Source organism: Acinetobacter sp. NCu2D-2, assembly GCF_001647675.1.
Lineage (GTDB): Bacteria > Pseudomonadota > Gammaproteobacteria > Pseudomonadales > Moraxellaceae > Acinetobacter.
Map to the genome: position 1 here is coordinate 2,725,046 of NZ_CP015594.1, position 13,268 is coordinate 2,738,313.

Here is a 13,268-nt window from a genome sequence, read left to right on the forward strand (position 1 = left end):
TACTCATATGAGGGCTTTTTTTAGGTTAATGCAATGCCTTCAAGGCTTTCCAAATCCATCATATATTCATGGATTTGATCATCGTCTTGATCTTCTGCACTTGGATAGAACCAGCGTGCGATTTGTTCAGCCACACTTGGGTGGTACTGAATATCAAAATGATTCAATCCATAAAAAATTGCTTTATGAGATTCTGGAATTTTCAGCTCGAAGCGCGGATTAGGATGTTCACCCAAAGCACTTTTCACACTCACCAAATAATCACCGATGACATTTAAAGTGCGGTTATGCCTATTTTGAAATTCAATCGTACCCGCAACAAGATAGGCATTGATATGAGATGGAATAGGCGCAGGTTTACGGTTGTCATCCATAAAGCCTATACGCACATCATTGTGCTCCCAGTCATCATCACGCACGCTGCCATGACGTAAATCTAAGATGCCATTACTGCGGATATTTACCACATGACCGACAATTTTCATAAATGGGAATTGCCCCAGTTTTTCTTGCAGGCTAAAACCGAAACGTTCCAATACAGCCCCATGATGTGGTGAACCCAAGCACACGATATTATGAACCATAGACACCCATGGATAGACATTTTGCTTGCCGTAAAACAGGGCACTACGTGACACCAATCCACCCATACTGTGACCAATTAAATCAAAGCCAGTAATTTTAGGATTACGATTCAACAGGTCTTGTAAAGTATTGGCAAGGCTACGCCCATTGGCAGAAATGCGTCGACCTGTATTGTAGTTCAGATACAACATGGTGTTGTGATCACGCTGAGATAACAGCTTTTCACCAATGCCTTCATATTTGTTGTTTGACCAATCTAAATGGTTCATACACAAGCCATGGACAAAGATGGTCACGCGTCCTGAAAGTTCACCTTTTTGTAGGCTGCCATAATGGTCATACAGACACATCGGTAATGCCATTGGGTTTTGATCACGCAGCAAGTAATCGCCAATTACACCATTTAAAGCACCCACCAGAAAGTGCAGCGTTGGGGTTAAAGGTTTGTCATGTAATTTTGGAAATTTTTCGATAATCCCACGTAGACTTGGTGCCACCAACGTATTGCCATAGTGGAAAATCATGTCATAAGACATTTGATACAGCTTGGTGATATAGGGAATATTCTGCAGCTTCTTAGAGTTTTGTTCACTCAGACCAAACACACTCATCAAAATTTCACGTTGAATGGTCTTGATCAGCTCTTGTACTACATCACTAAAACGCATGGTGACCAGCTGTGCCAAGCCTTCAAGCACATCGGCCTGACTCGGAGGTGTACGGTCCCATTTACAATAGGTTTCATGCAACGGAGTTAAGCTTGGCATCTGATCCTATCCCTCAAATGAATGCGCGAACAGACATCTTTCTTTTTAAGGCGCTTCGCGGTATAAATTCTTTTATCTTCGATATTTAATGAAATGCATGTTCGAATGCTTTTAAAATACCGATGATTGCGACATTGCACGGTTTTTTTTGTCTAACAATGTCACCATTAAAACAAATTAATTAATGTGACCCATGTCTCATATATAAGATAAAAAATGGTCAAATTCTATACTTTTTTGTTAATTAGCAGATGAATGTCATATATCTACATGGCTTTAATAGCAGTGCGCTGTCTGTAAAAGGTCAGTTGTTAAAAAAATATTGTGAGCATAATCATGATATTAAAGTTCATTTGCCCGATTTAAATATGTCGCCTAAAGCTGCGATTCAACAGGTTTCACAGCTCATCGAATCGATGAATGACGTGGCTTTAGTCGGAAGTAGTTTAGGTGGATTTTATGCGACACATTTGGTCGCAAAGCATCATGTGCCTGCTGTTTTGATTAATCCAGCTGTGCGACCATGGCAGTTGTTTCGAGAATTATTTGATGTGGTTTTACCTTATCAGGTACATCCAAATTGGTCCTTGGATGAAACAGATCTTGAACAACTCGAAGCATTGGCACTGCCAACTGCACAAGATGCAGACAAAATTTTGGTCTTGTTACAACAAGGCGATGAAGTTTTGGATTATCGTGATGCACAACGCTATTATAGTGCTGCTCATCCACCTGCGAGAATCATAACGGAAGCCTATGGTTCACATGGTATGGATGATTTTGCGGATAAAATTCCGTTGGTCTTACAGTTTTTATTGGACTGCATAAAAAAGGAAACCGAATAACGTGTCTCAATATACGGCTCAATCTCTTGAAGTTTTATCAGGTCTGGATCCGGTACGTCGTCGTCCGGGTATGTATACCGATACCACTCGTCCGAACCATTTGGCGCAGGAAGTGATTGATAATGCTGTCGATGAGGCACTTGCAGGGCATGCCAACAAAATTACCGTCACGGTGTATAAAGATGGCTCATTGTCTGTGGAAGACAACGGTCGTGGTATGCCAGTCGATATTCACCCTGAATATGGACAAAGCGGTATCGAAATTATTCTGACTAAGCTGCATGCCGGTGGTAAGTTTAGTACCGATAACTACCAATTCTCAGGTGGTTTGCATGGCGTAGGTATTTCGGTTGTCAACGCATTATCGACACGTGTTGAAGTCGCGGTACAGCGTCAGGGTAACCTTTATAAAATGGCCTTTGAACACGGTGAACCGACAGGGCCACTTGAAGTGTTGGAAGGCAAATGCGCCAAACGAGCAACTGGTACTACCGTACAATTCTGGCCAGAAGCAAAATATTTCGATTCACCGAAATTCGCACTGAAAGCCCTTAAACATAATTTAAAAGCTAAAGCCGTACTTGCAGCGGGTCTACAAATTAACTATGTCGATCAAATCAATGATGAGAAGATCACATGGCAGTTTGAAAATGGTCTGGTTGACTATTTGATGGATGAACTCCAAGACCGTGAAATTATTCCTGCGCCTGCTTTTGTCGCAACCGGTGAAGCAGAGCGTGCCAGCGCTGAGTTTGCCATTTGTTGGAATGTCGAAGGCGGTGAAAGTATTCAAGAATCCTATGTGAACTTGATTCCAACTGCGCAAGGCGGTACACATGTCAACGGTTTACGTTCGGGCGTGACCGATGCGATGCGTGAGTTCTGCGAATTACGTAATTTATTGCCACGTAATATGAAACTCTCAGCAGAAGATGTCTGGGATGGCGTGAACTATATCTTGTCACTCAAATTCCAGGAACCGCAATTCTCAGGTCAAACCAAAGAACGTCTTTCAAGTCGTGAAGCCTCAGGCATTGTTCAAAATATTGCTAAAGATGCCTTTGCACTGTGGCTGAATCAAAATTCTGACATTGCCATGCAATTGGCAGAAATGGCAATTTCCAAAGCGGGTCGACGTTTAAAAGCAGCGAAAAAAGTAGAACGTAAAAAGATTGTTGCAGGGCCAACCTTACCGGGTAAATTGTCAGATTGCGTCGGGCATGAGCTGGATCAATCTGAACTGTTTATTGTGGAAGGGGATTCTGCGGGTGGTTCGGCAAAACAAGCGCGTGATAAAAACTTCCAAGCGATTATGCCGATTCGCGGTAAGATTTTAAACACGTGGGAAGTCTCTTCAGATGAAGTTTTAGCTTCTCAGGAAGTGCATAACATTGCGATTGCGATTGGTGTCGATCCAGGTTCAGATGATTTATCAGAACTGCGTTACGGCAAAATCTGTATTCTTGCCGATGCCGATTCGGATGGTCTGCATATTGCGACCTTGCTGTGTGCGTTATTCGTGAAACATTTCCCTGCGTTGGTTGAGGAAGGGCATTTGTTCGTGGCGATGCCACCGTTATTCCGTATCGATGACAACAAAGATGTCCATTACGCATTGGATGAAGACGAACTAAATGGCATTTTGAAAAAATGTAAAACCAAAAATCCGCAAATCACACGATTTAAAGGTTTAGGTGAAATGAATGCCAGTCAACTGCGTGAAACTACACTTGATCCAAATACCCGCCGTCTTGTACAGCTCGATTTAGACGACTTGCAATTTACTTCAGGTTTATTGGATAAGTTACTTGCGAAAAAACGTGCCAGCGATCGTAAAGACTGGTTAGAGCAAAAAGGTAATTTGGCCGATTTAGTGGTTTAAAAGCGTAATGGTTTAGATAAAAAAGCCCGCACAATGCGGGCTTTTTTATATTCAGAATTAGACATCGCATAAAGAACAATTTACGCCGCGGCAATTATGTAAAACCGAGCTGCGTGCGCTATTTTTATTGGTGCCCGGACCCTCAACCAGTGGGCCAGCAAGCTGTTCAGCACCAGAAGATGGTCGCCATTTTGTTTTCATATTAATTTGCTGATGACCTGTAATCATCGGTTTTGCCAAAGTTTGTTGTTTGCAGTATTGGCATTCAATGGTATCCGTTGAAATGCGTGCAATCGGTACACGTTGTTCAAAAATCCCTTCGCAATGTTCACAGCGGAAATCATATAACGGCATTTCTGTACTCCTCAATGACGAAGGTTTAGAATTAAAAAGCCGAGTAGCCGAAGGCTTTGGGTTGATGGCTACTCGGTGCGAAGCTCAAGTTAAAAACAACAATTTAAAGCTTAACGTTTTCTCCCCCAGAATTTATCGTCATTCAGTGCACCTTTCGGCAAGATATCTTGCTCAAAGATCGATGTTGGTAAAGACACCGTACATGCACAGTTTGGAATATCTACGATCCCACCGATACGACCTTCAACAGGTGCAGCGGTTAAAAGCATGTAAGCTTGTGAACCTGTGAAACCGAAGTTTTCTAAGTATTTAATTGCTTTCAAACATGCTTGACGGTAGGCAACGGTTGCATCTAAGTAGTAGTTCACGTCATTTTCAACGCTAATACCTTCAAACGTTAACCATTGGTCATAGTTTGGTTTGACATTACTTGGCACAAAGATTGGAGAATCGATGTTGTATTTCGCCATACCGCCTTTGATAAGGTCAAAGCCAACACGGGTTACACCGTCCATCTCAATGGCACCACAGAAACCGATTTCGCCATCACCTTGTGAGAAGTGAAGGTCACCCATCGAGAAACCTGCACCTTTTTGGTAAACAGGGAAGTAGATTCGGCTACCTGCAGCCAAGTCTTTAATATCAGTATTACCACCGTGTTCACGCGGTGGAACAGTACGTGCAGCTTCTGCCGCCATACGATCAAATTCAGCACCCGTTACACCGCGAAGTACGGCTGTACGTGGGTCAGGTGGGTTTGCTTGACCTTTAGGAACAAGCAGTGCTTCACGACGGTTCCATTCTTTCAATAAGTCATGAGAAGGCAGGGTACCCATCAAACCTGGATGTTTTAAACCTGCAATACGAACACCTGGAATGTGACGTGAAGTTGCAAATAAACCTTTTAAATCCCAAATCGCTTTGTCTGCTTCAGGGAAATAATCCGCGAGGAAACCACCGCCATTTTCTTTAGCAAATACACCAGAGAAACCAACATCAGAAATTGGCTGAATGTCGAGTAGGTCGATGACCAGCAAATCACCTGGTTCAGCACCTTCGACATAGAACGGTCCTGTCAGTGGATGTGCACGTGTTAAATCGACATTCTTAACATCAGAAACATCATCTGTATCTTTAATTTGGGCATCAAGGAAGTCCAAACTTTCAATCAGAATCTCTTCCCCTGGCTTTACAGAAGTCAAAAATGGCAAATCCGGATGCCAACGGTTATGACCAATCTCCGCTTGTTCAGCCAGCGGAACCCCCGGTTTAATTTTGATGTGTTGCATGTTCCCATCCCCTATGTGAGGTCAAATAAATTTAGTTTTTGCTGTTATCGTCTGTACCATTGTTGTGTGAAGTATTGTCTTGAACTTCCTTGACATGCTCAATGGCACAGACATTTATTCCTTGGGCATCACAATCAATAATGATGTGACTTGCTTCAGGGTGTTGGATAAAAAACTTGGCTAATTTTGGTTCAACCAAAACACGGAAACGACGTCCTAGTCCGCGTGCGCCAAATCGGACATCATGTCCAGTCGATAAAAATGCATTGGCTGTTGCGGTCAGTTCGATGGTTCGACTTTGTTTACGTAGGCGCTGATTGAGTTTCTCAACTTCTAAATCGACTAATGTGCCTGCAAAGTCAGCTTCGACTGCTTGGTAATGCAAGATTCGTTCGATACGGTTTAAAAACTCAGGATCAAACTTTTTATGCAGTGCTTTATTGGTGATTTCGCTGTCATCCAGCTTGCTGAAACGTGCCAGTTTTTGCAGTGGTTTTGGTAGTTTCGCCAGTTGTTTTAAACGTGCCTGAGCATCTTTCGCACCGACGTTACTGGTCATAAAGATCATGCAGTTTTTAAAGTCGAGAACTTTAGTGCCCGCAGTGAGCTTTAAGGTGCCTGTTTCTAATACATTGAGCAGACCACGAATCACTTCAGTACTGGCTTTCTCAATTTCATCGAACAATACAATGCCGGGTTTGGTAAAACTGCCTTGAATAGCCGCTTCATCAAATAATGTATTGCCTTCTTTAGAGCCGACATAACCTGGAGGCGCACCTGTGAGGGCCGCAGCATAGTGCTCTTGTGCCAACGTGTTCATATCAATTCGGCAAAAAGCATCAGGTTTACCGTGAATGGCTTCTGCAATCAGGCGTACAGTTTCGGTTTTACCAACACCTGTAGGACCGAGCATTAACGTGACTGAAAGCGGTCGATTGGGTGAGTTGAAGTCAGCTTTAACCGTCACCAGCATATTTTCAATTTCGTCCAATGCTTCACTTTGTCCAATGATTCGGTCACGCACATGCTGCATGACCAAATCCGGATCAAAACTAAAGCGAGAGGTACGTGCAATACGTTCTTTGCTTTGCATCTCGTAACGTTGCTTGACCAAAGTTTCTTGGTTAGCACTGATGCGGTCACTGGCAAATGTCATGTTGAGTACCTCCTACACAATTTAATTAAGATGCTTCTTTTTCTAAGCCTTCATGAGGTAAGTTGCCGATTGGGCACTCTGCAACCCCAATAGTAGAGCGTGTAATCTTCTCCACATCTTCTTGTGCTTTTTGTGCATCCAAGACCCAAGTTTTGTAGAAATCGAATGGGCAGTCTGCAACACCTTTATCACCATCACCGTTGGTATGAACGCCGGTGTAACCACGGTGTAGGAGTTTGAATAAATGGTTTTGTGATTGGTCGTATTTACGTGCATCACGAATTTCGTGTAGGGATAATTGCGCGTATTGGATGCCGTTTTCTTCTGTGCCACATTCACCGAGGGTACGACCATCGAAGCCAATTACAGATGAGTGACCGAAGTATGTGTAAACGCCGTCGAAGCCGGTACAGTTCGCGACTGCAACATAGACATTATTTGCCCATGCCATACTCTTAGACATATTCACTTGCTGTTCAGCAGCCGGGTACATATAACCTTGGCAACGAACGACAAGTTCAGCACCTTTCATGGCACAGTCACGCCAGATTTCAGGATAGTTACCGTCATCACAGATGATCAGTGACATTTTGATGCCTTTAGGACCTTCAGTAACGTGAGTCGTATCACCAGGGCACCAGCCTTCAATTGGGCACCATGGAATAATTTTGCGATATTTCTGAACGATTTCGCCTTTGTTATTGATTAAAATTAAAGTGTTATAAGGTACTTTGTTTGGGTGTTCTTCGTGCTGTTCACCTGTAATAGAGAACACGCCCCATACATTTGCTTCAATACATGCTTGAGAGAAAATTGCAGTTTCATCGCCTGGAATGGTGGCAGCTGTTGCCATCATTTCATCATGGTCGTACATAATGCCCATGGTGCTGTATTCAGGGAAAACAATCAGGTCTATACCTGGAATACCTTGTTTAATCCCTTTCAACATTTCAGCAATTTTTTTTGCGTTCTCAAGAACTTCTGCTTTGGTGTGTAAACGAGGAATTTTGTAGTTTACAACCGCAACACCCACTGTATCTGGACTGCTTGAGATATCACCGTGACGCATTTAACTTTCTCCAACTTTTTACATCTAAATCAATCTATGCAGAGAGTGTCGCGTGAAAAGGAGTTTTGAAAAATACGTTGAATTGCGTATATAGGGACGTCTATTTGTCTAATTATTAAACGTGATTTTTCATTCAAATAAAAAAGTATAAAAAAGCATCTATTTTTTATTTTTTGGTAAAAAATCCCCTGATTAATCAGGGGAAATGTGGAGAGTTTTATCGTTATTACACCGATAAGAATTTACTGATGGTTTGCTCATCGACATTGGCACGGACATCTTCATAAGCAAAACGTCCTTTATCAATCACCAGAAAACGATCTGCCATCGCCATAGTGAAACTTAAGACCTGTTCAGAAACCACGATGGTTAAATCACGTTTATCTCGGATCTCTTTTAAGGTTTTGGCGATGTCTTTGATGATCGAAGGTTGGATCCCTTCGGTTGGTTCATCGAGAAGCAGCACTTTAGGGTTGGTTGCCAAAGCACGTGCAATCGCAAGCTGCTGCTGTTGACCACCCGATAAGTTACCGCCTTTACGTTTACGCATATCCCAAAGTACAGGGAAGAGCTCATAGAGGTCATCAGGCACTTTACCGTGAGCAGAAGCAGGTAAACCTGTTTGTATGTTCTCAAGTACGGACATGGTCGAAAAAATCATACGACCTTGCGGCACATACGCGACACCGTTTTCAACACGCTGGTAAGGATCAAGTTTTTCGATATTCTTACCATCCAGCTTGATTTCACCTTTGGTATTTTTAATATCACCGATCAAAGTCTTGAACAGGGTGGTTTTACCCATACCGTTACGCCCCATGATCGCAACGATTTCTTTGGGCTGAATTTTAATATCAAGATCGTGAATGACCTGACTTTGTTTATAACCTGAACACAAAGAATTTATTTCGAATAATCCGCTCATATGGCTTCCTCCTTAGTGTCCTAGATAGACTTCAATCACTTTTGGATCATTTTGAACATCGTCCATTTTTCCTGCTGCCAAGATTTTGCCTTGGTGAAGAACGGTAACTTTGTCTGCAATGGTTTTAACGAATTCCATATCGTGCTCAATTACGAGCACTGAACGTCCTTGGCTGATTTTTTTCAAAAGTTGCGCGGTCTGTTCACGCTCTGAGACACTCATGCCTGCCACAGGCTCATCGAGCATTAAAAGTTCAGGATCTTGCATGAGTAACATGCCAATCTCGAGCCATTGCTTTTGACCATGAGACAGCAGGCCTGCTGGCGTATCGAGTAAGTCAGTCAGGAAAATCATCCCCGCGACTTCATTGATTCGGTCTTCAACGTCTTTGGTACGTTTAAAGAACAGCGCACCAAAGACATTACGACCACGCGGGAATGACATTTCTAAGTTGTCATAGACCGAGAGGTTTTCGTAGATATTTGGGTTTTGGAATTTGCGTCCGACACCCTTACGCACAATGTCAAACTCTTTGAGTTTGGTGAGTTCGATATCGTTGAATTTAATCGTGCCTGAGGTAGCTTTGGTTTTACCGCAGATTAAATCCAGCACGGTGGTTTTACCTGCACCGTTTGGTCCAATGACCACGTGTACTTCGTTTTTGTCCAAGTAGAAGTTGAGGTCGCTGACGGCTTTGAAGCCGTCAAACGAAACTGTGAGATCTTCAATGACAAGGACAGGTTTCGCCATTTCTACACCGACTTTACTCATTTGACACCTCCTTCTACAACTGGGTCTTGGATATCTTCAGGGTCGTTGGCAGGTGGTGGGGTAGGTTTGTCAGCCACTTTCTTTTTCAGGAAGATTGGACGAACATATTTTTCATAAACACCAGCCAAACCATTTGGAAGGAACATCACCACGAAGATGAATAGACCACCGAGTAAGAACAACCACAGTTCTGGGAATGCTTCAGAGAAGTAAGTTTTACCCAGGTTCACAAGTACAGCACCATAAACAGCGCCAATCAGAGATAAACGACCACCGACAGCAGCAAGAATCACCATCTCAATAGAAGGCACAATGCCGATAATCGTTGGTGACATAAAGCCCACTTGTAGGGTAAACATCGCACCACCGATTGCAGAGACAACCGCTGCAAAACAGAAGATGAACACTTTGTACATTGCAACGTCATAACCCGAGAAACGTACACGTTCTTCTTTGTCACGCATTGCAGAGAGGAGACGACCGAGTTTAGAACTGAGGACAAAACGACTAATCATGATCACTGCAATTAACAGTAGGGCATTGATGTAGTAAAGCACGTATTTTGCTTCGTCTGTACGGATGTCCCAGCCATGTAATGTTTTAAGGTCTGTAATCCCGTTAATACCGCCTGTGAAACCTTGTTGACCAATAATCAGAATCGTCAATATGGCTACGATCGCTTGCATAATGATTGAGAAGTAGACATCACCAACACGGCGGGTAAACATCGCAAAACCAATGATAAAGGCAAGCAAAATAGGAATAATAATGATGGCAAACAGGGTGAAGCCAAAGCTATGGAAGGGTTCCCAAAACATTGGCAGACTGGTGATTTGGTTCCAGTCCATAAAGTCTGGAATACCCGGTGTGGTTTGTGCTGCCGTACTTTGCATGTCTGAAGCTTCTAGCTTTAAGAACATAGCCATACAGTAGCCACCGATCCCGAAGAAGATCCCTTGACCTAAACTTAAGATACCGCCATGCCCCCAGCAGAGTACAAGACCAATTGCCACGAAAGCGAAAGTTAAATATTTACCCATCAAATTCAGACGGAAAATATCTAAGAACATTGGCATCACCAGAAGGATGAGAACTGCCAGAATCGCAAGTCCAATTGCTCCTTCTTTACCACCAAAAAATGCATTTGCTAAATTTTTCATTGTATCTCTCCTGAATCCTATTTACGAACTTTGATTGAGAAGAGACCTTGAGGACGTAACATCAAGATGATGATCACAGTCGCCAAAGTAATCACTTTTGCTACAGAACCTGAGAGGAAGAACTCCAATACTGATTGTGCTTGCGCGATACTGAATGCCGATGCCACAGTACCCAATAAACTTGCTGCGCCACCAAAGACCACAACTAAGAAGGTATCTACGATATAAAGTGAGCCTGCAGTTGGACCTGTAGAACCGATTGTTGTGAATGCTGCACCCGCGATCCCAGCAAGGCCACAACCCAGTGCAAAAGTCAGACTATCTACACGTTTGGTATTGATCCCCACCGCGCCACTCATAAAGCGGTTTTGGTTGGTTGCACGCAGTTGTAAACCCCAACGAGAGCGATAAATCAGGAAGTAAACGAAAGCTGTTACTGTGAGTGTTACACCCACTAAGAACAAACCGTTAATTGGAATATCAATAGTTTCAGTCGGTTGGTACGAACCCATCAGCCAATCTGGCAGGGTAGGGCTGACTTCTTTAGGACCAAAGATTGAACGGAAAAGCTGTTGCATGATGAGACTTAAGCCCCATGTTGCAAGGAGCGTATCAAGTGGCCGTTGATAGAGCCGACTGATCATCAGCCGTTCGACCATGTAGCCAATAATGCCTGCAGTGAGGAATGCTGCAATGATGGCGATGAGGAAGTAATACGGTAAAAGTTGTGGGAACAAACTTTCAGTTAAGGTTGAAATGAAAAAGGTTGTGTAGGCACCAATGGTCAGAAATTCACCGTGAGCCATGTTAATCACGCCCATTTGCCCAAAGATAATTGCAAGGCCGAGTGCCATCAGTAACAGCACACAGAACACAGAAAGACCATTAAAGCCTTGCATGGCAAATATTGCACCGAATTCAGCAAATGAAATATCCATCGCATCATCCTCCAAGCTTTAAAATTGTGTGGAATAAAAAGATCAGGAGAATGGACTTCCCCTGATCATGTGGCTGTTAAATTAGTAACCTTTAGGGAATGGGTTTGGTTTGATTAAGTTTTTAGATTCGTAAACCACTTTGAATTGACCGTTAGTTTGCACTTCAGCAATACGTGATTTGCTCCATAAGTGATGGTTCGGGTCGATTTTCACGTAGCCTTCAGGCGCAGTTTTCATTTCCAAGCCTTTAGATGCTGCTGTGACTTTAGCAACATCGAAGCTACCTGCTTTTTCAACTGCTGCTTTCCATAACCATGGGCCTAAGTAAGCCGCTTGTGTTACGTCACCGATGACTGCTTTAGGACCATATTTCGCTTTGAATGCTTTGACGAAAGCTGCGTTGTTCGGGTTGTTTAGACTTTGGAAATATTTCATTGAAGAGTAGAAGCCCTTCATGTTTTCGCCGCCAATACCAAGCAACTCATCTTCAGTTACAGAAAGAGTAAGCAGAGTTTGTTTGTCACCTGTTACACCTGCAGCTTTCATTTGTTTGTAGAACGATACGTTTGAACCACCCACAACAGCAGCGAAGATTGCATCAGGTTTTTTCAGTTTGGTCTTGTTGATGAGTGAGCCGAATTGAGTGTGACCTAGAGGGTAGTACTCTTCGCCAACCACTTTACCTTTCAATACTTTTTCGATGTGCGTACGTGCAATTTTCATTGTGGTACGTGGCCAAATATAGTCAGAACCAATCAGGTAGAAGGTCTTAGCTTTTTTCACTGAAGATAACCAGTTCAGTGCCTCAAGTACCTGTTGAGTTGCTTCCTGACCGGTATAAATTACGTTTTTAGACTGCTCTAAACCTTCATAGAATGTTGGGTAGTACAGCAATGAGTTATTGCGTTCAATAATTGGCAGCACTGCTTTACGAGATGCAGATGTCCAACAACCAAAAATCGCAGCAACGCGGTCTTTTTCAGAAAGTTTACGTGCCTTTTCTGCAAATGTTGGCCAGTCAGAAGCGCCGTCTTCCTGAATGATTTTGATCTGGCGACCGAGGACACCTCCTTGCTTGTTAATCTGCTCAATGGCTAAGCGTTCTGCCTGAATTGAACCAGTTTCAGAAATCGCCATCGTACCGGTTGCAGAGTGCAACTGACCGACGTAAACAAATTTATCGTCAACTTTGAGCTTGGTTGTATTCACTTTAGCGGTTGCAGGAACGCTGGCATTTGTCAGCATTGGTGCAAGTAAAAACGGTACTGCAAGTACACCTGCAAGTAATCCTGATGTTTTGATTTTTGCTTTGATGGTCATGCGTTTTCCCCTGTCGAATCAAATTTGATTGAATTTTGCGCTTTATGTTTGTATTGCGCTTGGTATGGCTTAAGCCTAAGGGGAGTTAAAAAATGAGCATATACGTCACTTTACGTATATGCCGACAAGCAGAATTATTTTTAGATGCTGATAGGCTGGGCATAGATTTTGCTTTAAAGACCAAATATTTATGAATATTTTGATGTC

At 43.0% G+C, this 13,268-nt stretch carries 12 protein-coding genes; 2 read left to right on the top strand and 10 right to left on the bottom strand.

Features of this window, described 5'->3' with window-relative positions; all coding sequences use genetic code 11:
- Window positions 1–20: 20 nt before the first annotated feature.
- Entirely contained in the window at window positions 21–1,352 is a 1,332-nt protein-coding gene (locus tag A3K93_RS13140; RefSeq protein WP_067731611.1) for a PGAP1-like alpha/beta domain-containing protein, read from the bottom strand.
- 251 nt (window positions 1,353–1,603) lie between these two features.
- Here A3K93_RS13140 and A3K93_RS13145 point away from each other — a divergent pair, with 251 nt between their 5' ends.
- The gene (locus A3K93_RS13145; RefSeq protein ID WP_067731612.1) at window positions 1,604–2,197 is read left to right on the top strand and encodes a YqiA/YcfP family alpha/beta fold hydrolase; all 594 of its coding nucleotides are present in this window, start codon (window positions 1,604–1,606) and stop codon (window positions 2,195–2,197) included.
- A 1-nt stretch (window position 2,198) separates the two neighbouring features.
- The gene (parE, locus tag A3K93_RS13150; protein WP_067731613.1) at window positions 2,199–4,079 is read left to right on the top strand and encodes a DNA topoisomerase IV subunit B; all 1,881 of its coding nucleotides are present in this window, start codon (window positions 2,199–2,201) and stop codon (window positions 4,077–4,079) included.
- 57 nt (window positions 4,080–4,136) lie between these two features.
- Here the strand turns inward: parE and A3K93_RS13155 are convergent, their stop codons facing one another.
- The 9 genes from A3K93_RS13155 to urtA all read right to left on the bottom strand — a co-directional run bounded on the left by A3K93_RS13155 (window position 4,137) and on the right by urtA (window position 13,061).
- On the bottom strand, window positions 4,137–4,433 hold the full coding sequence (locus A3K93_RS13155) for an FmdB family zinc ribbon protein (RefSeq protein ID WP_067731614.1): 297 nt from the start codon (window positions 4,431–4,433) through the stop codon (window positions 4,137–4,139).
- A 110-nt stretch (window positions 4,434–4,543) separates the two neighbouring features.
- A complete protein-coding gene (gene fmdA, locus A3K93_RS13160; protein ID WP_067731615.1) occupies window positions 4,544–5,722 on the bottom strand; it encodes a formamidase in 1,179 nt (392 codons plus the stop codon).
- Between the two features lie 31 nt (window positions 5,723–5,753).
- The gene (locus A3K93_RS13165; RefSeq protein ID WP_067731616.1) at window positions 5,754–6,878 is read right to left on the bottom strand and encodes an AAA family ATPase; all 1,125 of its coding nucleotides are present in this window, start codon (window positions 6,876–6,878) and stop codon (window positions 5,754–5,756) included.
- A gap of 25 nt (window positions 6,879–6,903) precedes the next feature.
- Window positions 6,904–7,947: an aliphatic amidase gene (locus A3K93_RS13170; RefSeq protein ID WP_067731617.1), complete on the bottom strand. Its 1,044-nt coding sequence runs from the start codon at window positions 7,945–7,947 to the stop codon at window positions 6,904–6,906.
- 226 nt (window positions 7,948–8,173) lie between these two features.
- Complete coding sequence (gene urtE / locus A3K93_RS13175) at window positions 8,174–8,872, bottom strand: urea ABC transporter ATP-binding subunit UrtE (protein WP_067731618.1); 699 nt, start codon at window positions 8,870–8,872, stop codon at window positions 8,174–8,176.
- A 12-nt stretch (window positions 8,873–8,884) separates the two neighbouring features.
- Window positions 8,885–9,643: an urea ABC transporter ATP-binding protein UrtD gene (gene urtD, locus A3K93_RS13180; RefSeq protein WP_067731619.1), complete on the bottom strand. Its 759-nt coding sequence runs from the start codon at window positions 9,641–9,643 to the stop codon at window positions 8,885–8,887.
- Entirely contained in the window at window positions 9,640–10,803 is a 1,164-nt protein-coding gene (gene urtC / locus A3K93_RS13185; protein WP_067731620.1) for an urea ABC transporter permease subunit UrtC, read from the bottom strand. The genes urtD and urtC overlap by 4 nt, the downstream gene beginning before the upstream one ends.
- Before the next feature lie 17 nt (window positions 10,804–10,820).
- Window positions 10,821–11,741, bottom strand: coding sequence for an urea ABC transporter permease subunit UrtB (gene urtB / locus A3K93_RS13190; protein ID WP_067731621.1), 921 nt, complete (start codon window positions 11,739–11,741; stop codon window positions 10,821–10,823).
- Between the two features lie 81 nt (window positions 11,742–11,822).
- On the bottom strand, window positions 11,823–13,061 hold the full coding sequence (gene urtA, locus A3K93_RS13195) for an urea ABC transporter substrate-binding protein (RefSeq protein ID WP_067731622.1): 1,239 nt from the start codon (window positions 13,059–13,061) through the stop codon (window positions 11,823–11,825).
- Between the last annotated feature and the right edge of the window lie 207 nt (window positions 13,062–13,268).

Coding starts and splice junctions, on each gene's coding strand:
- A3K93_RS13140 (WP_067731611.1), bottom strand. CDS start 1,352: ATGCCAAGCTTAACTCCGTTGCATGAAACCTATTGTAAATGGGACCGT.
- A3K93_RS13145 (WP_067731612.1), top strand. CDS start 1,604: ATGAATGTCATATATCTACATGGCTTTAATAGCAGTGCGCTGTCTGTA.
- A3K93_RS13155 (WP_067731614.1), bottom strand. CDS start 4,433: ATGCCGTTATATGATTTCCGCTGTGAACATTGCGAAGGGATTTTTGAA.
- fmdA (WP_067731615.1), bottom strand. CDS start 5,722: ATGCAACACATCAAAATTAAACCGGGGGTTCCGCTGGCTGAACAAGCG.
- A3K93_RS13165 (WP_067731616.1), bottom strand. CDS start 6,878: ATGACATTTGCCAGTGACCGCATCAGTGCTAACCAAGAAACTTTGGTC.
- A3K93_RS13170 (WP_067731617.1), bottom strand. CDS start 7,947: ATGCGTCACGGTGATATCTCAAGCAGTCCAGATACAGTGGGTGTTGCG.
- urtE (WP_067731618.1), bottom strand. CDS start 8,872: ATGAGCGGATTATTCGAAATAAATTCTTTGTGTTCAGGTTATAAACAA.
- urtD (WP_067731619.1), bottom strand. CDS start 9,643: ATGAGTAAAGTCGGTGTAGAAATGGCGAAACCTGTCCTTGTCATTGAA.
- urtC (WP_067731620.1), bottom strand. CDS start 10,803: ATGAAAAATTTAGCAAATGCATTTTTTGGTGGTAAAGAAGGAGCAATT.
- urtB (WP_067731621.1), bottom strand. CDS start 11,741: ATGGATATTTCATTTGCTGAATTCGGTGCAATATTTGCCATGCAAGGC.
- urtA (WP_067731622.1), bottom strand. CDS start 13,061: ATGACCATCAAAGCAAAAATCAAAACATCAGGATTACTTGCAGGTGTA.